Genomic DNA, 23,743 nt, shown 5'->3' on the forward strand with positions numbered 1-23,743 from the left:
CTGCTCCGCTACCTGGCGACAGCCTGGCCCTGCGTCTCTTCCCAGTCTGCCAGCGTATACAGCGTCGCGCCTGCCGCCGCCATCTCCATAAACGCGTGTGCGCTATCCTGCGGGTGAATATTCACGCCGCGACAGCCATCGGTGATAACGTTAACGGCATAGCCCAACTCTAGCGCATCCAGCACCGTAAATTTTACGCAGTAATCGGTCGCCAACCCCATCACGATAAGCTCGGTAACGTCATGCTCGCGAAGCCAGGTATCAAGGGTAGTTTTCTGCCGATGTTCGTTGTCAAAAAACGCGCTGTAGCTATCAATCAGCGGGTTTTCACCCTTATAGATGCAGGCGTCAATCGCATGTTGGTTAAGCAGGGGATGTAACGCCGCGCCGTCGGTATGTTGAACGCAGTGATCCGGCCAGAGCGTTTGCGGCAGCCCGTCCAGCTTTCCCTGACTATAGGGTTCCGCCTGATGCTGGCTGGCGAAGCTGCCATGCTGCGCGGGATGCCAGTCCTGACTGGCCAGCACCGGAATCTGCCGGGGCTGGCACCAGTCAATAAGAGCGTTGGCGATGTCGATGGTGCTGTCGCCTTCCGCTACAGCCAGCGCGCCGCCGGCGCAAAAGTCATTTTGCAAGTCGACCAGTAATAAGGCCCGGTTTGTCATTATCTTCTCCTTGTCGTCGGGATTTTTTAATCATCCGGCGTCAATTCACCACGCAAGTTTTGCGCCATCGCGCTACGAATCGCCTGAGTGTCCAGCCCCTGGCTTAACAAATAATGCAGTTTGGTTAAGGTGGCTTCGACGGTCATATCGGCACCGCCAATCACGCCAGCGTGCGCCAGCGCATTACCGGTAGCGTACCCGCCCATATTGACTCGCCCTGACATGCATTGCGTCAGGTTAACCACCACGATGCCGCGCGAACTGGCCTCTTTCAGCTCCTGTAAAAACGCTTTATTTTGCGGCGCGTTGCCTACGCCATAAGAGCGCAGAATCAGCGCTTTTACCGGCTGACGCAGAAAGTTACGTACTACCTCGGCGGAAATCCCCGGATAAATCGTTACTACGCCTATCGGCTGCGGCGTAATAGGGTGAACGATTAATTCACCAGAACCGTAGGGCGCGGGAGGCGTATTTAAACGGCGAATGTGAATTCCTGCTTCCAGCAAGGGCGGCAGATTGGGAGAGGCAAAAGCGTCAAACCCATCCGCATGGGCTTTGGTCGTGCGATTACCGCGGAACAGACGATTATTAAAAAACAGCGTTACTTCATTAATAGGGTAGTTGGCGGCGACATAAAGCGCATTCAGCAAATTAATTTGCCCGTCGGAGCGCAGCTCAGCCAGCGGAATTTGTGACCCTGTCACAATAACCGGTTTACCCAGATTTTCCAGCATGAAAGAGAGCGCCGATGCGGTAAACGCCATCGTGTCGGTGCCGTGCAGAATAACAAAACCGTCATACTCATCGTAGTGCGCTTTGATATCTGCAGCGATATGCTGCCAGTCTTCCGGCGTCATATCTGATGAATCCATCAGCGGGGCATATTCATGGATGGTAAAATCCGGCATCTCCGGGCGGTGGAATTCCGGCATCAGCGCCAGCTGGCGCTGAAGGTGCCCGGACACCGGGATATACCCTTTATCTGAGCGCTGCATACCGATAGTACCGCCGGTATAGGCAACGTAAATTGATTTCTTTTGCATGATAATGTTCAGTCGTGTCGCGAAGGACGTATTAATGATTATCGGATGGCGGCTATGAGCAGACGCCGCCATCCGGTATGGCTATTGATGAAGCATTAGCGAACGTTCGCGCAAGTCAAACAGAACGCATAACGGTTTTGCGGATCGTTAAATGCCGCCAGTTTATCCCCCTCGGCCTTCACCGTGTTGGCGGCGGAAACGAGCGGCGCCGGGAGCATCGCCTGAATGGTCTCCGGCAGCATGGCGCGTACTGATCCGGTCATACTGTCCATGACCATATCAAGGACCGTCGGTTCGTCCTGATAGTAATCAAGATGCCACTGTTTCAGTTTCGCCAGCTCCGCCGCTTTGGCGACGGCGTCGTCAAAGTCGCCGAGACTGTCCACCAGACCATTGGCTTTCGCGTCTTCTCCGGTCCAGACATGGCCTTGTGCGATTTTATCAATCTGCTCCGGCGTACGCTTACGCGCGTCTGCCACCAGCGTGATAAAGCGTTTGTAGCCGTACTCAATACTGAGTTGCATCATCTGCTGCACTTCCGGTGACAGCGCTTTGGTCATCGAAATATCCGCCAGCGGCGAGGTGGAAACGCCGTCGCTGTGTACGCCAATCGACGACAGGCTGTTTTCTACCGTATTGATGACGCCGAAGATGCCAATTGAACCCGTCAGCGTGCTGGGGCTGGCCACGATATAGTTTGCCGGCGTAGAGATCCAGTAACCGCCGGAGGCCGCCATACCGCCCATTGAGACCACCACCGGTTTGCCAGCCGCTCTTGCTGCCGCCAGTTCGGCGCGGATAACTTCGGAGGCGTTGACGCTACCGCCTGGGCTATTGACGCGCAGCACAATCGCTTTCACTTTAGGATCAAGGCGTGCGTCGCGGATCTGCGATGCCGTAGTGTCGCCGCCGACATTCCCTGGCGTTTCTTCGCCATCCATAATCGCGCCATTGGCGAAAATAACCGCAATAGTACCGCCGGTATCCGCAGGCGTTTTCAGCGAATAATCGTAATAGCTGATCGCGCGATAGTTATTTTCGGTTTTGCTCCAGCCAAACTGCTTCGTCAGCGCTTTTTCAACATCTGCGCTGGAGGCGAGGGCGTCCACCAGTTTATGGTCGAGCGCATATTTGGCGGTGTCGCCGCCCACGCTGGTTAACCCGTCGATAATAGCCTGCGCGCCGGGGAAGAGTTGTTGCGGCGAAATCTGGCGATTGGCGGAAACGGTATGCAGGTAGTTCTGCCACAGTTCGCCTATCCAGCGGCTGTCGGCCTCGCGGGCGGCGGGCGACATATCGTCGCGGATAAACGGCTCGACGGCGGATTTATAGGTGCCGACCCGGAAAACGTGGGTAGAGACTTTCAGTTTATCCAGCAGCGTTTTGTAGTACAGGCCATTCGTAGCGAAGCCGTGAAGATCTACCTGACCCTGTGGGGAAAGCCAAATTTTATTAGCGAAACTGGCGAGATAATACTGACCTTGGCTGTAGTTTTCACCCACGGCGAAAACCGGTTTGCCGCTGTCGCGGAATTCGCGCAGCGCTTTACCGATATAGCGCATTGATGGCTGATCGGCGCCGGTGAAGTTTTTCAGATCCAGAACGATACCCGTGATGTTACGGTCATCTTTCGCCTGACGAATAGCGTTGACGATGTCAAACAGGGAGTTTTCCTGCAGACGGTCGGAGCTGGCGCCAAATAACTGGCGACCCAGCGCGCCCAGACGATGATTGGTGGACGGTTTATCCACAATGACGCCGGAAATATCCAGCAGCAGAGCGCCGCGCGCGGTTTGCTCACTGTTGTTGCCGTTACCGATCTGCATCCAGATCCCAACGCCCACCAGGACCAGAAAAATAAAGAACAGGTTGAGTACCATTTCACGGACGAAGTTCAACACTCGCCACGTCCATTTAAAAAATCCGGCAATAAATCGCCACAGGGTTCGCATGTATTCTCCCTATCTGAGTAACAACGCTTATACCTTGGTGAGGATAAAGCATTAAGATGTGGCTATCGTAATGACCCATCAGGCAGTTGTCAGCAGGAATCACTGCCTGAGCTGTAACAAAATCCGCTCCCGTGTTAATTTTGTGAATAAATATCATTGCTGGAGTTAATCAAATGGATGCACTAGAACTGCTGGTCAACCGTCGTAGCGCCTCTCGTCTCGCAGAACCGGCGCCTGTCGGAGAGCAATTACAGAACATTCTGCGGGCGGGAATGCGTGTTCCCGATCATAAATCTCTACAGCCGTGGCGTTTTTTTGTGATTGAAGGAGAGGGGCGCGACCGCTTCAGCGCCGTGCTTGAACAAGGCGCTGTCGCTGCCGGGGGCGATGAGAAAGCGATCGAAAAAGCGCGTAATGCGCCGTTTCGCGCACCGCTGATCATTACCGTGGTGGCGAAATGCGAAGAAAACCATAAGGTTCCGGTGTGGGAACAGGAGATGTCTGCCGGATGCGCGGTGATGGCGATGCAAATGGCGGCGATTGCGCAAGGGTTTAATGGTATCTGGCGTAGCGGCGCATTAACGGAGAGCGCTATCGTGCGGGAAGCCTTTGAGTGCCGCCCGCAGGATAAAATTGTTGGTTTTCTCTATCTCGGCACGCCGCAGCTCAAAGCGTCAACGACGATCAGTACCCCCGACCCCACGCCGTTTGTGCGTTATTTCTGACGCTGAGGGATAAAACTGTCTGGATTCTGAGCAAAGGCGCGGTAATTCAGACAGTGATACTTACCACATCAGGGAATGAGCGCTACCATAGCGCGAATGCAATGACAGGAGATGTCCATGAGCGAGCAAGCCATTCGTTTAACGCAATACAGCCACGGCGCTGGTTGCGGTTGTAAAATTTCCCCTAAAGTGCTGGAGACTATCCTGCATAGCGAGCAGGCGAAGTTCGTCGACCCGAATCTGCTGGTGGGTAATGAAACCCGCGATGATGCGGCGGTTTACGATCTGGGTAATGGCACCAGTATCATCAGCACCACCGACTTCTTTATGCCGATAGTCGACAACCCGTTTGATTTTGGCCGCATTGCGGCAACAAACGCCATCAGCGATATTTTTGCGATGGGCGGCAAACCGATTATGGCGATCGCGATCCTTGGCTGGCCGATTAACACCCTGTCGCCCGATATTGCGCGTGAAGTGACCGAGGGGGGGCGCTTTGCCTGCCGTCAGGCCGGTATCGCGCTGGCGGGCGGACACTCTATTGACGCCCCGGAGCCGATCTTTGGTCTCGCGGTCACAGGCGTAGTGCCGACCGAACGGGTGAAGAAAAACAGTACCGCGCAGGCGGGATGCAAACTCTTTCTGACCAAACCGTTGGGGATTGGCGTGTTGACCACCGCCGAGAAAAAATCGCTGCTTAAACCTGAACATCAGGGGCTGGCGACGGAAGTCATGTGTCGGATGAACGTTGCTGGCGCGGCGTTTGCCAATATCGACGGCGTAAAAGCTATGACTGACGTTACCGGTTTTGGCCTGCTGGGGCACCTGAGCGAGATGTGCCAGGGCGCAGGCGTGCAGGCGCTGCTTTGCTATCAGGACATCCCTAAACTGCCGGGCGTGGAAGAGTATATTGCTCTGGGCGCCGTACCGGGCGGCACAGAGCGCAACTTCGCCAGCTATGGTCATCTGATGGGCGACATGTCGCGTGAAGTTCGTAGCCTGCTGTGCGATCCGCAAACGTCAGGCGGTCTGTTGTTGGCGGTAACGCCGGACGCCGAAGACGATGTTAAAGCCACCGCGGCGGAATTTGGTATCGATCTGACCGCGATTGGCGAACTGGTCGAGGCCCGCGGCGGTCGCGCTATGGTTGAGATTCGTTAACCTGATGCGGTTGTTTATTGCCGAAAAACCGAGTCTGGGGCGCGCCATTGCGGATGTGCTGCCAAAACCGCACCGTAAAGGCGATGGTTTTATTGAGTGCGGAAACGGGCAGGTCGTCACCTGGTGTATTGGTCATTTGCTGGAACAGGCGCAGCCGGATGCGTATGACAGCCGTTATGCGCGCTGGAATCTGGCTGACCTGCCTATCGTGCCGGAAAAATGGCAGCTTCAGCCTCGTCCTTCCGTCACCAAACAGCTCAATGTGATTAAGCGCTTTTTGCGTCAAGCCGGTGAAATTATTCACGCCGGCGACCCGGATCGCGAAGGGCAGCTTCTGGTTGATGAAGTGCTGGATTATCTCCAGCTTCCTGCCGAAAAGCGCCAGCAGGTGCGGCGTTGTCTGATAAACGACCTTAACCCGCAGGCGGTCGAGCGTGCTATCGACAGGCTGCGAGCGAACAGCGACTTCGTGCCGCTGTGCGTATCCGCGCTGGCGCGAGCGCGAGCGGACTGGCTGTATGGCATTAATATGACCCGCGCTTACACGATCCTGGGCCGGAATGCCGGCTATCAGGGCGTGTTATCCGTGGGACGCGTGCAGACGCCGGTACTGGGGCTGGTGGTGCGGCGAGACGAAGAGATTGAGAACTTCGTCGCCAAAGACTTCTTTGAAGTGAAGGCGCACATCGTTACGCCTGCCGACGAGCGTTTTACCGCTATCTGGCAGCCGAGCGAGGCGTGCGAACCTTATCAGGATGAAGAGGGGCGCTTGCTTCATCGTCCGCTGGCGGAGCATGTAGTGAACCGAATCAACGGTCAGCCCGCGCTGGTAACCAGTTATAATGATAAACGGGAATCAGAATCCGCGCCGCTGCCGTTTTCGCTCTCGACGCTACAGATTGAAGCCGCCAAACGCTTTGGCCTGAGCGCGCAAAACGTGCTTGATATTTGTCAGAAGCTATATGAAACCCACAAACTGATTACCTATCCGCGTTCCGACTGCCGTTATCTGCCGGAAGAACACTTTGCCGGACGGCAGGCGGTCATGAACGCGATTAGCGTCCACGCCCCGGATTTATTGCCGCAGCCTGTGGTTAATCCTGATACGCGCAATCGCTGCTGGGATGACAAAAAAGTGGATGCGCACCACGCGATTATCCCGACGGCGCGCAGTTCTTCTGTCCATCTGACGGAAAACGAAGCGAAAGTGTACACCCTGATTGCGCGTCAGTATCTGATGCAGTTCTGCCCGGACGCGGTGTTTCGTAAATGCGTTATTGAACTGGAAATCGCCAAAGGGAAATTTGTCGCCAAAGCGCGTTTTCTGGCGGAGGCCGGTTGGCGGACGTTACTGGGCAGTAAAGAGCGCGACGAGGAAAACGACGGTACGCCGCTGCCGGTTGTCGCCAAAGGTGATGAGTTGCTGTGTGAAAAGGGGGAAGTGGTCGAGCGCCAAACCCAGCCGCCGCGTCATTTTACTGATGCGACATTGCTTTCCGCGATGACCGGAATTGCCCGCTTCGTGCAGGATAAAGATCTGAAAAAGATCCTGCGCGCGACCGATGGGCTGGGGACGGAAGCCACGCGCGCCGGGATTATCGAGCTGCTGTTCAAACGTAGCTTTCTGACCAAAAAAGGGCGCTACATTCATTCTACCGATGCTGGCAAAGCGTTAATACATTCGCTGCCGGAAATGGCTGCCCGTCCAGATATGACCGCGCACTGGGAATCTGTTTTGACGCAAATCAGCGAAAAGCAGTGCCGTTACCAGGATTTCATGCAACCGCTGGTCGGCACGTTATATCAGCTGATCGAGCAGGCTAAGCGCACGCCGGTGAAGCGCTTCAGAGGGATAGTCGCGCCAGGCGGTGGAGACAAGAAAAAGAGCGCGCCGCGTAAGCGAGCGGGCAAAAAAAGCCCGCCTGCTGAGGAGACAGGCCGTCAGACCGAATAAGCGTAAAGCTATCTGGCCTGACGACGGGATTAAATGACGCCCTGCGCCAGCATGGCGTCGGCGACTTTCACGAAACCGGCGATGTTGGCGCCCTGAACGTAGTTGGTATGCTTATTGTCGCCGCCGTACTCGACACAGGCGTGGTGGATATCCAGCATAATGTGATGCAGACGGGCGTCCACTTTCTCGGCTTTCCAGCTCAACCGCGCGGCGTTCTGCGCCATTTCCAGCCCCGATGTCGCCACGCCGCCCGCGTTGGCGGCTTTACCCGGCGCAAACAGTACGCCCGCTTCAAGGAAGAGATCGGTCGCTTCAATCGTGGTTGGCATATTTGCCCCTTCCGCCACGGCTTTTACGCCATTGGCAATCAGTACGCGCGCGGCGTCAACGTCCAGTTCGTTCTGCGTCGCGCATGGCAGGGCGATATCCACCGGTACGCTCCAGGGCTGCTGGCCTTCCAGATAGGTTAAGCCAAACTCACGGGCGTAGTCAGCGACGCGACCGTCACGGCTGGCTTTAATTTCACACAGACGCGCCAGCTTCTCTGGCGTGAAGCCACTTTCATCGACCACCGTCCCGCTCGAATCCGACGCGGTAACCACGCGCGCGCCAAAGGCCATCGCTTTCTCAATGGCGTATTGCGCTACGTTGCTGGAGCCGGACACGGCGACGCGCATCCCTTCGAAACCGAGACCATGACGTTTAAGCATCGCTTCGGTAAAGTAGACCAGGCCATAGCCCGTCGCCTCCGGGCGAATCAGGCTGCCGCCGAAGGAAAGCCCTTTGCCGGTGAAGACGCAGGAGCTGTTATTGGAAAGCTTGCGCATCATTCCCGCCATAAAGCCCACTTCGCGCCCGCCCACGCCGATATCCCCGGCAGGCACGTCGGTATCCGGCCCTAAATGGCGATACAGTTCAGTCATCAGCGCCTGGCAGAAACGCATCACTTCGCCTTCGCTTTTCCCTTTCGGATCGAAATCGCTGCCGCCTTTACCGCCGCCCATCGGCAACGTGGTGAGGGCATTTTTAAAGGTTTGCTCAAAGCCGAGGAACTTAAGGATGGAAAGGTTTACCGAAGGATGGAAGCGCATACCGCCTTTATAGGGGCCGATAGCAGAGTTGAACTGCACGCGCCAGGCGCGATTTACCTGCACCTGGTTTTTGTCGTCCAGCCACACTACGCGAAACTGGATTACGCGCTCTGGTTCAACCAAACGTTCCAGTAAAGACATGTGGCTGTAACGGGGGTTTTGTTCAAGAAACGGCCACAGGGTGGTCATGACTTCACGGACGGCTTGCGCGAACTCGGTTTGATGCGGGTCGCGCTTTTGTACATGCTTGAGGAACGATTCCAGAGAACATGTCTGATCCATAGATATAAAAACCTCTTATATATTAATGTGGTTGTATTTGCGTTTTATCAGAATATGTATTTGCAGTTTTCGACTATACCATCAGCAATGTGACGGTAAGCAAGAAAAAAATGACGCTGCTAAGTAAATTCATAACGGGGCGAGGGTCATAACTAAAAGCGATGACAAAAGAGGATTAAAGTTTTCACGGCGGCTTACCGTTATACTGAGAATATACCTGGAAAAATAAGGAAATCCTGTGCGCCGAAGCCTCGTGGTCGCCGTGATGGCGATAATGCCAATGGTCGGGCTGGCAAACCAAAACAGTCGTCCTGATATTCAGGTGAATGTCCCGCCGGAAGTTTTCAGCACGCGCGGTCAGTCATCCCAGCCATGCATTCAGTGCTGCGTTTACCAGGATCAGAATTACTCCGAAGGCGCGGTAATAAAAGTGGAAGGCGTCTTGCTCCAGTGCCAGCGTGACGAAAAAACCATCAGCACGAATCCGTTAGTCTGGCGTCGCGTAAAGCCATAAACGCCTGCAATAGCGGAATATCCGCCGGGGCGAGGGGGTATTCCAGCGCCTCTTCCGGCGTACACCAGGCTAAGGCCTGATGTTCCAACGCACGTATCAGACCGTTAAACGCAGGCACATGCCAGGCGTGCAAATGAATCCGTCGGCCAGATACGTCGCGTTGATGGCTGGCGATATAGACGCCGGGCGTGGCGTCAATCCCTAACTCTTCGCGTAGCTCGCGGATAAGCGCCTGCGGCTGGGTTTCGCCGGGTTCGACTTTACCGCCGGCAAACTCCCAAAAACCAGCTTGATCCGCATGAGCTGGGCGCTGGGCCAGCAGTATTTTGCCGTCGCGTTCAATGATGGCGGCAACAACATCGAGTTTTTTTATCATTGTCGTTAAGGTCGTTATTCCTGCCGGGAAGCGTCGCGCTATCCCGGCCTTACGGTTAATCAGAAAGCGGAATCAAACACGAAACGTCGCCCAGACCGGCGCATGGTCGGAGGGTTTTTCCATACTGCGAATGTCGTAGTCTATACCGGTTTCTGCGCAACGTTCCGCCAGCGGAGCGCTTGCCAGCAAGAGGTCAATGCGCAGTCCGCGATTATCCACGAAACCTTTTGAGCGGTAATCAAACCACGAAAATTTATCCATCGTTTGCGGATTCGCCTGACGGAACGTGTCCACTAATCCCCACTTCAGTAACCGTGACATCCATTCACGCTCCTCCGGCAGGAAGGAGCATTTACCGGTACGCAGCCAGCGTTTGCGGTTTTCTTCGCCGATGCCAATATCCAGATCGGTCGGGCTGATATTCATGTCGCCCATAATTAATACCGGATTATCGCACTTGAGTTCCGTTTCAAGATAGTTTTGCAAGTTCTGATAAAACTGCGCTTTCGCGGGGAACTTCAACGGATGATCCCGGCTTTCCCCCTGCGGGAAATAGCCGTTAATGACGGTGATATTACCCAGCGGCGAGGGGATTTCCGCCATGATAATGCGGCGTTGCGCCTCTTCGCCATCATCCGGGAAACCGCGTCTGACGGAAATGGGCGTGGCTTTTGTTAGCAGCGCGACGCCGTAATGGCCCTTTTGTCCATGATAGAAAACGTTATAGCCCAGCTTCGCGACCTCTTCGAGCGGGAACATTTCGTCGTGGACTTTTGTCTCCTGTAGACCGATCACATCGGGCTGGTGTTTTTCGACAATCGCTTCAAGCTGATGGGGACGGGCGCGCAGGCCGTTGATATTAAAAGAGACAAATTTCATAGTCACTGCCACTTTGCAAGGTGAATCGTGTTGGGATGGTAACAGAAATTTTACCGGGTGACTGCCACTCATCGTCAGATTCGGCTAATGGAAGCGTATGGTGTTTTCTATAGCGCGAAAATGGCACGGTTTGCGTGCAGATGCGCCAGAACGGGGCGGTAATTTCCAGTAAATTTCGTATAAGATCACAATTCCAGAATTATATTTGGCAACTGAATAATATTTCGCTTTTTCCTCTTTTTAGCCACCGATTATGCGGAAATATTCACTTTTCATGCAGTAAAAGTGAATATCGCTACGCTGTAACCCATTGATTTACCGTTTATCACTTCTGTTTATGCAATGTTAACGCTGGCTGGCACGAATGCTGCAATCTACATTTACAGCGCAAACACTCATATTAATTAACATATAAATAACTTTATTTTTACCAAAAGAGGTCGTTATGTCTCTGTCAGTTACGCGCGAAAAATTTGATGAATGGATGGTGCCGGTATATGTTCCCGCGCCTTTTATTCCTGTACGCGGAGAAGGCTCACGCCTGTGGGATCAGCAGGGGAAAGAGTACATTGATTTTGCTGGCGGGATCGCGGTCAACGCATTGGGACATGCGCATCCGGCGCTGCGCGAGGCGTTAAATGAACAGGCGAATCGCTTCTGGCATACCGGGAACGGTTACACCAATGAACCGGCGCTGCGACTGGCGAAAAAACTGATCGACGCGACCTTCGCCGAACGCGTTTTCTTTTGTAATTCAGGCGCTGAAGCAAATGAAGCTGCATTAAAACTGGCGCGCAAATATGCCCACGATCGTGTCGGCAACCATAAAAGCGGCATTGTGGCCTTTAAAAACGCGTTCCATGGCCGCACGCTCTTTACCGTCAGCGCTGGCGGTCAACCCACCTATTCACAGGACTTTGCGCCGCTGCCGCCGGATATTCGTCATGCAGCCTATAACGATCTGAACTCCGCCAGCGCGCTCATTGATGACAATACCTGCGCCGTGATCGTAGAACCGGTGCAGGGCGAGGGCGGCGTGATCCCCGCCACGAAAGCTTTTTTGCAGGGGCTGCGTGAATTGTGCGACCGGCATCAGGCGTTACTGATTTTTGATGAGGTGCAGACGGGCGTCGGACGTACCGGCGAACTGTATGCATATATGCATTATGGTGTTACGCCCGATATCCTGACGACCGCTAAAGCGCTGGGCGGCGGCTTCCCGATCGGCGCGATGCTGACCACGCAAAACTATGCCAGCGTCATGGCGCCAGGCACGCATGGCACCACCTACGGCGGTAATCCGCTGGCGACGGCAGTTGCCGGAAAAGTACTGGATATCATCAATACGCCGGAGATGCAAAACGGCGTCAGACAGCGCCACGATGCGTTTATTGAACGTCTAAATACCCTTAATGTACGTTTTGGCATGTTCAGTGAAATTCGCGGGCTGGGGCTACTGCTTGGCTGTGTGCTACAGACGGAGTTTGCCGGAAAAGCCAAACTCATCGCCCAGGAAGCGGCAAAAGCAGGCGTGATGGTGCTCATTGCCGGTGGCGACGTGGTGCGTTTTGCGCCAGCGTTAAATGTGAGCGACGAGGAGATAGCCACCGGGCTTGATCGTTTTGCCCTGGCGTGCGAACGCCTTCAGACGGGAGGCGCACCATGCGGGTGATTCGTCCTGTCGAACATGCGGATATCGCCGCGCTGATGCAGCTTGCAGGCAAAACGGGCGGCGGCTTAACCTCGCTACCGGCAAATGAAGCGACGCTGGCGGCCCGCATTGAACGCGCGCTAAAAACCTGGTCCGGCGAGCTGCCAAAAGGCGAACAAGGATATGTATTCGTTCTCGAGGATAGTGAAACGGGTGAGGTCGGCGGGATCTGCGCCATTGAGGTCGCGGTCGGCCTTAACGACCCTTGGTATAACTATCGTGTCGGTACGCTGGTTCATGCCTCCAAAGAGCTGAATGTATATAACGCGTTGCCAACATTATTCCTGAGTAATGATCATACCGGCAGCAGTGAGCTTTGCACGCTGTTTCTCGATCCCGAATGGCGTAAAGAGGGTAACGGCTACCTGTTGTCAAAATCGCGCTTTATGTTTATGGCCGCGTTTCGCGATAAATTCAATGAGAAAGTGGTGGCGGAAATGCGCGGTGTCATTGACGAGCACGGTTATTCTCCCTTCTGGCAAAGTCTCGGCAAACGCTTTTTTCTATGGATTTCAGCCGGGCGGATTTTTTATGCGGTACCGGGCAAAAAGCGTTTATCGCCGAGCTGATGCCCAAACATCCTATTTATACCCACTTCTTATCTGAAGAGGCACAGGCCGTGATTGGCGAAGTCCACCCGCAAACTGCGCCAGCCCGCGCGGTGCTGGAAAAGGAAGGCTTTCGCTATCGCCACTATATCGACATCTTCGACGGTGGGCCGACGCTGGAGTGTGATATTGACCGCGTGCGGGCTATTCGTAAAAGCCGACTGGTCGAAGTCGCGGAAGGGCAACCCGCGCCTGGCGACTATCCGGCATGTCTGGTCGCCAATGAAAACTATCACCACTTTCGGGCCGCTCTGGTGCGTGCCGATCCGCAGACTTCACGACTTGTACTGACCGCAGCGCAGTTGGATGCGCTGAAATGTCGCGCGGGCGACCACGTTCGGCTGGTACGCCTTTGCGCTGAGGAGAAAACCGTATGACGCTATGGATAAACGGCGACTGGATAACCGGTCAGGGCGAACGCCGCCGCAAAACGAATCCGGTGAGTGCGGAGATACTTTGGCAGGGGAATGACGCTAATGCGGCACAGGTCGCCGAGGCCTGTCAGGCGGCGCGCGCGGCGTTTCCTCGTTGGGCCAGACAGCCTTTTGCGGCACGACAGGCTATCGTAGAGAAATTTGCCGCCCTGCTGGAGGCGCATAAAGCCGATCTCACGGAGGTCATCGCGCGTGAAACCGGTAAACCGCGCTGGGAGGCGGCAACGGAAGTGACGGCGATGATCAATAAGATTGCCATCTCGATTAAGGCTTACCACGCCAGAACCGGCGCACAAAAAAGCGAACTTGTCGATGGCGCCGCGACGTTGCGCCATCGCCCTCACGGTGTGCTGGCGGTATTCGGCCCTTATAACTTTCCCGGCCATTTACCGAATGGACATATTGTGCCCGCGTTGCTGGCAGGCAATACGCTGATCTTCAAACCTAGCGAGCTAACGCCATGGACCGGGGAAACGGTAATAAAACTCTGGGAGCGGGCGGGGCTACCGGCAGGCGTTCTTAATCTGGTGCAGGGCGGCCGGGAGACCGGACAAGCGCTGAGTTCGCTCGACGATCTCGACGGACTGCTGTTTACCGGCAGCGCCAGTACCGGATATCAGCTTCATCGCCAGCTATCCGGCCAGCCGGAAAAAATACTGGCCCTTGAAATGGGCGGAAACAATCCGCTCATTATTGAGGATGTGGCAAATATAGATGCGGCGGTACATCTGACGCTGCAATCGGCGTTTATTACCGCCGGACAGCGCTGTACCTGCGCGCGACGCCTTCTGGTAAAACAGGGTGCGCAGGGAGATGCATTTCTGGCGCGGCTGGTTGACGTCGCCGGACGTCTGCAGCCCGGCAGATGGGACGACGATCCGCAGCCGTTTATCGGCGGACTGATTTCAGCGCAGGCGGCACAGCATGTGATGGAGGCCTGGCGTCAACGAGAGGCATTAGGCGGTCGCACGCTACTGGCGCCGCGGAAGGTCAAAGAGGGAACCTCTCTGCTGACGCCTGGCATCATTGAGCTGGCGGGCGTCGCGGATGTGCCGGATGAAGAGGTGTTTGGTCCGCTGCTGAACGTCTGGCGTTATGCGCATTTCGATGAGGCGATTCGTCTGGCGAATAATACCCGTTTTGGTCTGTCGTGTGGGCTGGTGTCGACGGATCGCGCGCAGTTCGAACAGCTCTTGCTGGAGGCGCGGGCAGGGATCGTTAACTGGAATAAACCGCTCACCGGGGCAGCGAGTACTGCGCCGTTTGGTGGTGTCGGCGCGTCTGGCAACCATCGACCCAGCGCCTGGTATGCCGCCGATTATTGCGCCTGGCCGATGGCCAGTCTGGAATCTCCCGAACTGACGTTGCCTGCGACATTAAGCCCTGGCCTCGACTTTTCTCGCAGGGAGGCGGTATGACGGCGCATGAAGTTAATTTTGACGGGCTGGTGGGGCTTACGCACCATTATGCCGGGCTATCCTTCGGCAATGAGGCATCGACCCGCCACCGTTTTCAGGTGTCGAATCCTCGTCTGGCGGTAAAGCAGGGGCTGCTAAAGATGAAAGCTCTGGCGGATGCCGGCTTTCCCCAGGCGGTGATCCCGCCGCATGAGCGGCCTTTTATTCCGGCGTTGCGTCAGCTCGGCTTCACGGGTAGCGATGAGCAGATTCTGGATAAGGTTGCGCGTCAGGCGCCACGCTGGCTTTCCAGCGTGAGTTCCGCGTCGCCAATGTGGGTTGCGAATGCGGCGACGGTTTGCCCATCGGCAGACGCGCTGGACGGGAAAGTTCACCTGACGGTGGCGAATTTAAACAATAAATTTCATCGCGCTCTTGAGGCGCCTGTTACCGAAGCGCTGCTACGTGCCATATTTCGCGATGAAAGTCAGTTTTCAGTGCATAGCGCGTTACCGCAGGTCGCATTATTGGGAGATGAAGGCGCGGCGAATCATAACCGTCTTGGCGGCGAGTATGGTTCGGCAGGCGTGCAGCTTTTTGTCTATGGGCGCGAAGAGGAGAATGAAATACGACCCGCTCGTTATCCGGCGCGCCAGAGCCGCGAAGCCAGCGAGGCCGTGGCGCGTCTTAATCAGGTGAATCCGCAACAGGTTATCTTCGCTCAGCAGAACCCGGAGGTCATCGATCAAGGCGTATTCCATAATGATGTCATCGCCGTTTCGAATCGACAGGTATTGTTTTGTCACGAAGCGGCGTTTGCCCGGCAGAAAGTGCTCATTAATCAGTTGCGTACGCGCGTTGACGGTTTTATGGCGATAGAGGTGCCCGCCGGAGAGGTTTCTGTATCAGATGCTGTGGCGACCTACCTGTTTAATAGTCAGTTGTTAAGCCGTGACGACGGCTCAATGCTGTTAGTGTTGCCGCGGGAATGTCAGGATCATGTCGGCGTCTGGCGCTATCTGAATAAGCTGGTGGCGGAGGATAACCCCATCAGCGCGATGCAGGTGTTTGATTTGCGAGAAAGTATGGCTAACGGCGGCGGGCCGGCCTGTCTGCGATTACGCGTGGTGTTAACAGAAGAAGAACGACGGGCGGTGAATCCAGCGGTAATGATGAATGACGCTCTGTTTACGGCCCTTAACGCGTGGGCGGATCGTTATTATCGCGATCGCCTGACCGCCGCCGATCTGGCCGATCCGTTATTATTGCGAGAAGGCCGGGAGGCGCTGGATGTGTTAACGCGTCTGCTGGATTTGGGGTCGGTTTATCCTTTCCAGCAAACGGGGGCGGCTGATGGATAACTTTCTGGCGTTGACGCTAAGCGGCACGACACCACGGGTGAGGCAGAGGAAGAGCGCGGGTTTTCGCTGGCGCTGGTTAGGCCATGGTCTGCTTGAACTCACGCCCGATGCGCCGGTCGACCGCGCGTTAATTCTTTCTGCGGGGATACACGGTAATGAAACCGCGCCGGTCGAGATGCTGGATAAGCTGCTGTCGGCGCTGTATTCAGGCAGCTTGACGTTAACGTGGCGAGTGCTGGTGGTACTCGGCAATCCGCAGGCGCTGGCGGCGGGAATACGCTATTGTCACAGCGATATGAACCGTATGTTTGGCGGGCGTTGGCAGTCCTTTGCCGAAAGCGATGAAACGCGGCGGGCGCGTGAGCTGGAGCTAAGTCTGGATACCTTCTTTTCATCTGGCCAGGCGCGGGTACGCTGGCATCTGGATCTGCATACCGCCATTCGTGGCTCGCATCATTTGCGTTTTGGCGTATTGCCGCAGCGCGACCGCCCGTGGGAGGCGGATTTTCTGGCGTGGCTGGGCGCGGCAGGACTGGAGGCGTTGGTATTTCATCAGGCGCCAGGCGGTACGTTTACGCACTTTAGCTCTGAACATTTCGGCGCGCTTTCCTGTACGCTGGAGTTGGGAAAGGCGTTGCCGTTTGGGCAAAACGATCTGACGCAGTTCAGCGTAACCTCGCAGGCGTTGTCGGCGTTGCTGAGCGGTGTCGAAACGTCAACCTCGTTTTCGCCGCCGCTACGCTATCGGGTGGTGTCGCAAATCACGCGTCACAGCGATAAGTTCGCGCTTTATATGGATGCGCAAACGCTGAATTTTACTGCCTTTGCGAAGGGAACGTTGCTGGCCGAGGAGGGGGATAAGCGTGTGACGGTGACGCATGACGTTGAATATGTTCTCTTTCCTAATCCCTCTGTCGCCTGCGGATTGCGGGTTGGATTAATGCTGGAAAGACTGCCCTGATAAACGTCCCTGTAAGCTCACGTTAGGATTACAGGGATGATTTGGGACACATTTTCATGCTATTACGGATTATTCCTGGAGAATTGCTTTATTAATAAGCGTTGCTGAGTTATAGTTCTGCATAATTTCTGCTATATCATGCTGTTGTATATTTCTCTTTCAACTCTGCGCAATTTATTCTTTTTTTCTTCACAATTGGCGAAAAAGTGTTTTTTATACTTTCATTGTTTTACCGTTGTTATGACTAATTGACGCTAAGACGGTTAAAGTTAATTACGACAACACGGCGCTGTTTTAAATATGCCGTAAAAATAACTGAAAGGAAGGATGGAAATATGCGTAAACTGACTGCTCTATTTGTTGCCTCTACCCTGGCGATGGGTGCTGCGAATCTCGCTCATGCCGCTGAGACTACCACCGCCGCGCCAGCGGATGCGAAGCCAATGATGCAGCATAAAGGTAAATTTGGCCCACATCACGATATGATGTTTAAAAACCTGAACCTGACGGACGCACAGAAGCAACAAATTCGCGACATTATGAAAGCGCAGCGCGAGCAAATGAAACGTCCGCCGCTGGAAGAGCGTCGCGCCATGCATGATATTATCGCCAGCGATACCTTCGATAAAGCCAAAGCCGAAGCGCAAATTACGAAAATGGAAGCGCAGCGCAAGGCCAATATGCTGGCGCATATGGAAACCCAGAATAAAATTTATAACGTTCTGACGCCGGAGCAGAAAAAGCAATATAACGCTAATTTTGAGAAGCGTCTGACAGAACGCCCGGCGCAAGAAGGTAAAATGCCTGCTGCGGCAGAATAACTTTCCGCATAATTTAAGACCGCCGGTCTTGTCGACAACACAATCGTTGAGGTGGACAGGATCGGCGGTTTTCTTTATGACTGGCGACAGTCGGTGTGCAGTTCAATGATCTCATATTGACCTGACATTAACGGTTTACAGAGAATCTTATAGCCGTCCTGATCAAAACCCGCAGGTGTGCGCACCAGGGTGGCGGCCTCATCCAGCGAGGGTACCGCCCCCAGCCATAACCAATTGTTGATAATGTGGAACTGGGTCATTTGTGGGCGGCTCTCTTTTAACGCGATAGCGCCTTTCCAGGGCCAGCAAACCACACGTAACCGTTCCAGCGAGGCCTGCAGACGAAGAAAATGCGCCTGCGGGGTTTCTTGCCCACAGCACGCGCCAGCGCAGCGCTTCAGAGCGAAACGAAAACAGGCGCGCCCACGGCTTACCGGTTCAAGCCCCAGCAGGCCATAACACAATTTTTGTTCATCGGCGAGGTTCTGTAAGCTTTGCAGCGCCGCCCGACGGTTGGCGAAGAGGCCAAACAGGTTTGGCTCATGGGAAAAATCGACGCTGCGGGCGGAAACGACCTCAATCTTTTGTTCGCTCAACTGTAGCGAGCAAAGCTGGCGATTACGACGTAACCGCTTGTTAAACAGCGGCTGTTGTTCTTTGATCAGCCGTGCCTCCAGCAGCAACGCGCCCATTTCCCCAGCGGTGCAGATCCAGCTTATCCGCCGCGCCTGTCGCAGCATAGTGGCCTCGTCAGGCGTTCGCAGATGTGAAAGCACCCGGCTGCGAATATTCACGCTTTTACCGATATAAAGCGGCAGCGTATCGCTTTCGCTATGAAATACATAGACGCCCGGTAAGGCTGGCAATTCGCTGAGGAAAGGACGTAAATGTTCTGGATATTCGTAAATGGCCGCCGCTTCAAACTCAAGGCGGGGGGCTGATTGACGCCGTACCACAGTGATCTCCGTTAACTGGTTATTCATCCAGTATAACAGCGGATGGGTGATTAAAAAAGAGGCTGGGAAGAGAGGAGGCCGGATAGACGAGAGATATCCGGCACAACAGTAGAAGTACGCTTACCTTTTCCAAAAGTCGTCGAATACCGTAATCGGTAAACGGCGCTTATGTTCAGTTTTTACATACCAGCCTTCGATAGTTTTAGCGATGGCGGGGTCCAGCGTTTTGCCTTCCAGGTAATCGTCAATATTGTCATACGTTACGCCCAGCGCGGCTTCATCAGGCAGTGAAGGGCGGTCGTCTTCCAAATCGGCAGTGGGGACTTTTTTATACAGATGCTCAGGACAGCCCAGCGCTGCGAGAAGCTGTTTGCCCTGGCGTTTGTTAAGGCGATGAAGCGGGTTAATATCGGTACCGCCGTCGCCATATTTGGTGAAGAACCCGGTTATCGCTTCCGCCGCATGGTCGGTGCCCACCACGACGCCGTGAGTCATACCGGCGATGCTATATTGCGCTTTCATTCGCTCACGCGCTTTTTCATTGCCGCGAACAAAATCGCTCAGCTCAATTCCCGCTTCGCGCAGCGCCTGTTCGCTGGCGAGGACGGCGCCTTTAATATTGACGGTGAGTACTCTGTCCGGCTGAATAAAAGCAATGGCGTCCTGGCAATCCTGTTCATCGGCCTGCACGCCATAAGGCAGACGAACGGCGATAAACTGCAGCGCATTATCACCGGTCTCTTCCCGCAATTCGGCGATAGCCATCTGGCTGAGTTTCCCGGCCAGCGTCGAATCCTGCCCGCCGCTGATGCCTAACACCAGCGATTTCAAAAAGGGATAGGTTTTCAGGTACGCTTTAAGAAAATCCACGCTGCGGCGAATTTCTTCTTCAGGGTTGATATGCGGTTTCGCGCCAAGCGCCTGGATTATCTCTTGCTGCAGAGTCATTTAACCCCCTTCGACATTAAAAAAATGAATCTTTACCCTGTTAAAGCTAACCCTTCTCCGCTGAAACAACAAGGTTTGGCGGGCTAAGCGGTGTTTAAAACAACATATCGCTGCGTTAGAGAATTTTCCGAAAGACTTTTTGTGGCGAGGCGCGGCTTGAAAAATGTTCTGATGTATTCCAGGCTTACATAACACGCTGATAAACAAGAGGACGGAAAATGAACAAGAACGTAGCAGGAATTTTAAGCGCAGCGGCGGTAATGACTATGCTGGCAGGCTGTACGGCGTATGATCGTACAAAAGACCAATTTGTTGAGCCTGTCGTTAAAGATGTTAAAAAAGGAATGAGCAGGGCGCAAGTTGCGCAGATTGCGGGCAAACCGTCATCTGAAGTGAGTATGATTCATGCGCGCGGTACCTGTCAGACCTACATCCTGGGTCAACGTGATGGTAAAGCGGAAACCTACTTTGTTGCGCTGGATGATACCGGGCACGTGATTAACTCCGGCTACCAGACCTGTGCGGAGTACGACACTGACCCACAGGCGCCGAAGCAGTAACAACTGTACATTGCCTGAACATTCAAGGAAACCGGCCTGCGAGCCGGTTTTTTTGTGCCTGCCATAACCTTATTTATTATCGCGAATTATTTGCCCGAAATGTGAGGGGGGGCATAACGCCAGGTCAATGAGAGACAATTTAGTGGGTCAAGGAAATACCATCCGGCGGTCCGATCCCGTATACTCATTTCAGCCACCTAAAAAAGTAAATCCGGTTACGCAAGTCGCCCAGAGTATGGATGCAGGTTGAGGCTTGCGGCGTATCTGGTTGACAGATAATTGCACATGAGGAAGGTTTTTATGGAAAAGAAACACATTTATCTGTTTTGTTCTGCGGGCATGTCAACATCGTTACTGGTATCAAAAATGCGCGCTCAGGCTGAAAAATATGAAGTGCCGGTGATTATTGAAGCATTCCCTGAAACCCTGGCCGGTGAAAAAGGCCCGGCAGCGGACGTCGTGTTATTAGGCCCGCAAATTGCTTATATGCTCCCCGAAATTCAGCGTTTATTACCCGGTAAACCGGTAGAAGTCATTGATTCAATGTTGTACGGCAAGGTAGATGGCTTAGGCGTGCTTAAAGCTGCGGTAGCGGCAATTAAAAAAGCCGCCGCGAATTAATTATTTTTTAATTTTTCCCGTCAAAGAGTTATTTCATACACTAACCGCAATATTTTATTGCGGTATTTAAGGGTATTTTTCTATGAGTAACGTTATTGCTTCACTTGAAAAGGTACTCCTTCCTTTTGCTGTAAAAATAGGAAAGCAGCCACACGTTAATGCAATCAAGAACGGCTTTATTCGTTTAATGCCATTAACCCTTGCGGGGGCGATGTTTGTATTAATTAATAACGTTTTCCTGAGCTTTGGGGAGGGGTCGTTTTTTTATTCCATGGGCATTCGGCTTGATGCCTCAACCATTGAAACACTTAATGGATTGAAAGGCATCGGCGGGAACGTCTATAACGGCACATTGGGCATTATGTCGCTCATGGCGCCATTTTTTATCGGCATGGCGCTGGCGGAAGAGCGCAAGGTTGATGCGCTGGCCGCCGGATTGCTTTCCGTGGCGGCATTTATGACCGTAACGCCGTATAGTGTCGGCGAGGCCTATGCCGTAGGCGCTAACTGGCTGGGCGGCGCGAATATTATCTCCGGTATTATTATTGGCCTGGTGGTCGCGGAGATGTTTACATTTGTTGTCCGGCGTAACTGGGTGATTAAGCTACCGGACAGCGTACCGGCTTCGGTGTCTCGTTCATTCTCAGCATTAATTCCCGGCTTTATTATTCTCTCTATTATGGGGATTATTGCCTGGGCGCTGTCTAATTACGGTTCTAACTTCCATCAGATTATTATGGACACTATCTCTACGCCGCTGGCATCGCTGGGTAGCGTGGTAGGGTGGGCATATGTCATTTTTGTACCGCTGCTGTGGTTCTTTGGTATTCATGGTTCGCTGGCGCTGACCGCGCTGGATAGCGGCATCATGACGCCCTGGGCGCTGGAAAACATCTCTATTTACCAGCAGTATGGCTCCGTCGATGCGGCACTGGAAGCCGGTAAAACGTTCCATATCTGGGCGAAACCGATGCTGGATTCTTATATCTTCCTCGGTGGTAGCGGCGCAACGCTGGGTCTGATCATCGCTATCTTCCTGGCATCCCGTCGCGCGGACTATCGCTAGGTGGCAAAACTGGCGCTGCCGTCAGGTATCTTCCAGATTAACGAACCCATCCTGTTTGGCCTGCCGATTATTATGAACCCGGTGATGTTTATCCCCTTCATTCTGGTTCAGCCGATTCTGGCGGCGATTACGCTGGTGGCTTACTATTTGGGTATTATTCCGCCGATTACCAATATTGCGCCGTGGACCATGCCAACCGGGTTGGGAGCGTTCTTTAACACCAACGGCAGTGTCGCCGCGTTGCTGGTTGCGCTATTTAACCTGGCGGTCGCTACCCTGATTTATCTCCCCTTCGTGGTGGTGGCTAACAAAGCGCAGAACGCCATCGAGCAGGAAGAAAGCGAAGAAGATATCGCTAACGCACTGAAATTCTAAACTCCGCGCCGGCATGGGATGCCATGCCGGGCTGAATCAGAGGAAAGACTATGTTTGATCTTGAAAATGTTGTAGATAACCAGACAGCGGCTGAGGAACTCGAAGAAGTCGTTATGGGGCTTATCATCAATTCTGGTCAGGCGCGCAGCCTGGCATATGGCGCGCTCAGAAAAGCGAAAGAAGGCGATTTTGAGGCGGCGAAAGCGATGATGGACCAGTCGCGCATAGCGCTCAATGAAGCGCATCTTGTGCAGACAAAACTCATCGAAGGCGATCAGGGCGAAGGCAAAATGAAAGTCAGTCTGGTCCTGGTTCACGCTCAGGATCATTTGATGACCTCAATGCTGGCTCGTGAACTGATCGCCGAGTTGATTGAGCTCCATGAGAAACTGAAATAACAGGGGGCGGATGATGCAGCTACAGGTTAACGCAACGGAAATCAAAACGGTTTATGAGCAGCAGCTCTTCAATGGCAAAAATTTCCATGTGTTTATCTATAACAAGACGGAAAGCGTCACCGGGCTGCATCAGCACGACTACTATGAATTTACCCTGGTATTAACCGGACGTTATTACCAGGAGATCAACGGGAAGCGTGTGCTGCTGGAACGTGGAGATTTTGTTTTTATCCCGGTGGGGTCGAATCACCAAAGTTTCTATGAGTTTGGCGCAACGCGTATTCTGAACGTAGGAATTAGTAAACGTTTTTTTGAACAGCATTATCTTCCGTTACTGCCGTTTTGTTTTGTGGCATCGCAGGTATACAGGGCGAATAGCACCTTCCTTACCTATATTGAAACGGTGATTGCGTCGTTGAATTTTCGCGGCAATGGGCTCGACGAATTTATCGAAGTGGTGACATTTTATATTATAAACCGCTTACGTCATTACCGCGAAGAGCAGGTTTATGATGATATTCCACAATGGCTGAAAGCAACCGTGGAGATAATGCATGATAAAACGCAGTTTGGCGAACATGCGCTGGAAAATATGGTGCGCCTGTCGGCAAAATCCCAGGAGTATCTGACGCGCGCCACCCGACGTTATTACAGCAAAACGCCGATGCAAATCATTAATGAGATTCGCATTAATTTTGCCAAGAAACAGTTGGAAATGACCAACTATTCAGTTACGGATATTGCTTATGAAGCCGGGTATAGCAGTCCAAGTCTGTTTATTAAAACGTTTAAGAAGATGACCTCATTCACGCCGAATAGTTATCGGAAGCGATTGACGGAAATTAATGAGTAACGGTTTACATTGCTCGATTAATTACATTTCA

21 protein-coding genes and 2 pseudogenes are annotated in these 23,743 nt (G+C 53.6%); 15 read left to right on the top strand and 8 right to left on the bottom strand.

Going from position 1 to position 23,743, the window contains the following annotated elements; genetic code table 11:
- Nucleotides 1–8: 8 nt before the first annotated feature.
- From pncA to sppA, 3 genes are all read right to left on the bottom strand, one after another.
- Nucleotides 9–665, bottom strand: a complete 657-nt coding sequence (pncA, locus tag ACFK9X_RS10770; RefSeq protein ID WP_000184707.1) for a bifunctional nicotinamidase/pyrazinamidase — start codon at nucleotides 663–665, stop codon at nucleotides 9–11.
- A gap of 26 nt (nucleotides 666–691) precedes the next feature.
- On the bottom strand, nucleotides 692–1,708 hold the full coding sequence (gene ansA, locus ACFK9X_RS10775) for an asparaginase (protein ID WP_001170134.1): 1,017 nt from the start codon (nucleotides 1,706–1,708) through the stop codon (nucleotides 692–694).
- A 95-nt stretch (nucleotides 1,709–1,803) separates the two neighbouring features.
- The gene (gene sppA / locus ACFK9X_RS10780) at nucleotides 1,804–3,660 is read right to left on the bottom strand and encodes a signal peptide peptidase SppA (RefSeq protein ID WP_023203937.1); all 1,857 of its coding nucleotides are present in this window, start codon (nucleotides 3,658–3,660) and stop codon (nucleotides 1,804–1,806) included.
- Nucleotides 3,661–3,833: 173 nt separating this feature from the next.
- Between sppA and ACFK9X_RS10785 the strand changes: the two genes are divergently transcribed.
- The 3 genes from ACFK9X_RS10785 (at nucleotide 3,834) to topB (ending at nucleotide 7,500) form a co-directional block, all read left to right on the top strand.
- Nucleotides 3,834–4,385: an NAD(P)H nitroreductase gene (locus ACFK9X_RS10785; RefSeq protein WP_000339313.1), complete on the top strand. Its 552-nt coding sequence runs from the start codon at nucleotides 3,834–3,836 to the stop codon at nucleotides 4,383–4,385.
- 117 nt (nucleotides 4,386–4,502) lie between these two features.
- A complete protein-coding gene (gene selD, locus ACFK9X_RS10790) occupies nucleotides 4,503–5,546 on the top strand; it encodes a selenide, water dikinase SelD (RefSeq protein ID WP_001294900.1) in 1,044 nt (347 codons plus the stop codon).
- 4 nt (nucleotides 5,547–5,550) lie between these two features.
- Nucleotides 5,551–7,500 (top strand): DNA topoisomerase III, encoded by a 1,950-nt coding sequence (topB, locus tag ACFK9X_RS10795; protein ID WP_151116391.1) that lies wholly within the window; start codon nucleotides 5,551–5,553, stop codon nucleotides 7,498–7,500.
- A 29-nt stretch (nucleotides 7,501–7,529) separates the two neighbouring features.
- On the opposite strand, the gene gdhA is transcribed toward topB, so the two are convergent.
- Entirely contained in the window at nucleotides 7,530–8,873 is a 1,344-nt protein-coding gene (gene gdhA, locus ACFK9X_RS10800; RefSeq protein ID WP_151116393.1) for an NADP-specific glutamate dehydrogenase, read from the bottom strand.
- Between the two features lie 265 nt (nucleotides 8,874–9,138).
- Between gdhA and ACFK9X_RS10805 the strand changes: the two genes are divergently transcribed.
- On the top strand, nucleotides 9,139–9,387 hold the full coding sequence (locus ACFK9X_RS10805) for a YnjH family protein (protein ID WP_031619762.1): 249 nt from the start codon (nucleotides 9,139–9,141) through the stop codon (nucleotides 9,385–9,387).
- Here the strand turns inward: ACFK9X_RS10805 and ACFK9X_RS10810 are convergent.
- Both ACFK9X_RS10810 and xthA read right to left on the bottom strand, forming a co-directional pair.
- Nucleotides 9,347–9,763 carry a pyrimidine (deoxy)nucleoside triphosphate diphosphatase gene (locus tag ACFK9X_RS10810; RefSeq protein ID WP_000592135.1) on the bottom strand — a complete coding sequence of 139 codons (417 nt, stop codon included), beginning with the start codon at nucleotides 9,761–9,763 and terminating at the stop codon, nucleotides 9,347–9,349. The two genes, ACFK9X_RS10805 and ACFK9X_RS10810, sit on opposite strands and share 41 nt — an antisense overlap.
- Before the next feature lie 72 nt (nucleotides 9,764–9,835).
- Nucleotides 9,836–10,642, bottom strand: a complete 807-nt coding sequence (gene xthA, locus ACFK9X_RS10815; protein ID WP_000673954.1) for an exodeoxyribonuclease III — start codon at nucleotides 10,640–10,642, stop codon at nucleotides 9,836–9,838.
- Between the two features lie 445 nt (nucleotides 10,643–11,087).
- On the opposite strand from xthA, the gene ACFK9X_RS10820 reads away from it, so the two are divergent.
- The 6 genes and pseudogenes from ACFK9X_RS10820 to spy all read left to right on the top strand — a co-directional run bounded on the left by ACFK9X_RS10820 (nucleotide 11,088) and on the right by spy (nucleotide 17,935).
- Nucleotides 11,088–12,314: an aspartate aminotransferase family protein gene (locus ACFK9X_RS10820; protein WP_151116395.1), complete on the top strand. Its 1,227-nt coding sequence runs from the start codon at nucleotides 11,088–11,090 to the stop codon at nucleotides 12,312–12,314.
- Nucleotides 12,305–13,338 (top strand): annotated as a pseudogene (gene astA, locus ACFK9X_RS10825) (arginine N-succinyltransferase). The gene ACFK9X_RS10820 and the pseudogene astA overlap by 10 nt, the downstream one beginning before the upstream one ends.
- Nucleotides 13,335–14,813, top strand: a complete 1,479-nt coding sequence (gene astD / locus ACFK9X_RS10830; protein WP_151116398.1) for a succinylglutamate-semialdehyde dehydrogenase — start codon at nucleotides 13,335–13,337, stop codon at nucleotides 14,811–14,813. The pseudogene astA and the gene astD overlap by 4 nt, the downstream one beginning before the upstream one ends.
- Nucleotides 14,810–16,153 carry an N-succinylarginine dihydrolase gene (astB, locus tag ACFK9X_RS10835; RefSeq protein WP_000123949.1) on the top strand — a complete coding sequence of 448 codons (1,344 nt, stop codon included), beginning with the start codon at nucleotides 14,810–14,812 and terminating at the stop codon, nucleotides 16,151–16,153. Before astD ends, astB begins: the two co-directional genes overlap by 4 nt.
- Complete coding sequence (gene astE, locus ACFK9X_RS10840) at nucleotides 16,146–17,114, top strand: succinylglutamate desuccinylase (RefSeq protein ID WP_151116400.1); 969 nt, start codon at nucleotides 16,146–16,148, stop codon at nucleotides 17,112–17,114. Before astB ends, astE begins: the two co-directional genes overlap by 8 nt.
- Nucleotides 17,115–17,449: 335 nt before the next feature.
- A complete protein-coding gene (gene spy, locus ACFK9X_RS10845) occupies nucleotides 17,450–17,935 on the top strand; it encodes an ATP-independent periplasmic protein-refolding chaperone Spy (RefSeq protein ID WP_001229001.1) in 486 nt (161 codons plus the stop codon).
- A gap of 74 nt (nucleotides 17,936–18,009) precedes the next feature.
- On the opposite strand, the gene cho is transcribed toward spy, so the two are convergent.
- The gene (cho, locus tag ACFK9X_RS10850) at nucleotides 18,010–18,891 is read right to left on the bottom strand and encodes an excinuclease Cho (RefSeq protein WP_001747715.1); all 882 of its coding nucleotides are present in this window, start codon (nucleotides 18,889–18,891) and stop codon (nucleotides 18,010–18,012) included.
- Nucleotides 18,892–19,011: 120 nt separating this feature from the next.
- Nucleotides 19,012–19,839 carry an ammonia-dependent NAD(+) synthetase gene (gene nadE, locus ACFK9X_RS10855; protein ID WP_000174981.1) on the bottom strand — a complete coding sequence of 276 codons (828 nt, stop codon included), beginning with the start codon at nucleotides 19,837–19,839 and terminating at the stop codon, nucleotides 19,012–19,014.
- A 218-nt stretch (nucleotides 19,840–20,057) separates the two neighbouring features.
- Here nadE and osmE point away from each other — a divergent pair, with 218 nt between their 5' ends.
- The 5 genes and pseudogenes from osmE (at nucleotide 20,058) to chbR (ending at nucleotide 23,712) form a co-directional block, all read left to right on the top strand.
- Nucleotides 20,058–20,399 (top strand): osmotically-inducible lipoprotein OsmE, encoded by a 342-nt coding sequence (gene osmE / locus ACFK9X_RS10860; RefSeq protein ID WP_001039301.1) that lies wholly within the window; start codon nucleotides 20,058–20,060, stop codon nucleotides 20,397–20,399.
- Between the two features lie 300 nt (nucleotides 20,400–20,699).
- Nucleotides 20,700–21,020, top strand: coding sequence for a PTS N,N'-diacetylchitobiose transporter subunit IIB (gene chbB, locus ACFK9X_RS10865; protein ID WP_000412161.1), 321 nt, complete (start codon nucleotides 20,700–20,702; stop codon nucleotides 21,018–21,020).
- A gap of 82 nt (nucleotides 21,021–21,102) precedes the next feature.
- A pseudogene (chbC, locus tag ACFK9X_RS10870) lies at nucleotides 21,103–22,461 on the top strand (PTS N,N'-diacetylchitobiose transporter subunit IIC).
- A 50-nt stretch (nucleotides 22,462–22,511) separates the two neighbouring features.
- Nucleotides 22,512–22,859, top strand: coding sequence for a PTS N,N'-diacetylchitobiose transporter subunit IIA (chbA, locus tag ACFK9X_RS10875; protein WP_000459883.1), 348 nt, complete (start codon nucleotides 22,512–22,514; stop codon nucleotides 22,857–22,859).
- Between the two features lie 10 nt (nucleotides 22,860–22,869).
- Nucleotides 22,870–23,712, top strand: coding sequence for a transcriptional regulator ChbR (gene chbR, locus ACFK9X_RS10880; protein ID WP_000983393.1), 843 nt, complete (start codon nucleotides 22,870–22,872; stop codon nucleotides 23,710–23,712).
- Nucleotides 23,713–23,743: the final 31 nt, after the last annotated feature.

This window comes from Salmonella sp. WC3 (assembly GCF_042932255.1).
GTDB classification, from domain to species: Bacteria; Pseudomonadota; Gammaproteobacteria; order Enterobacterales; family Enterobacteriaceae; genus Salmonella; species Salmonella enterica.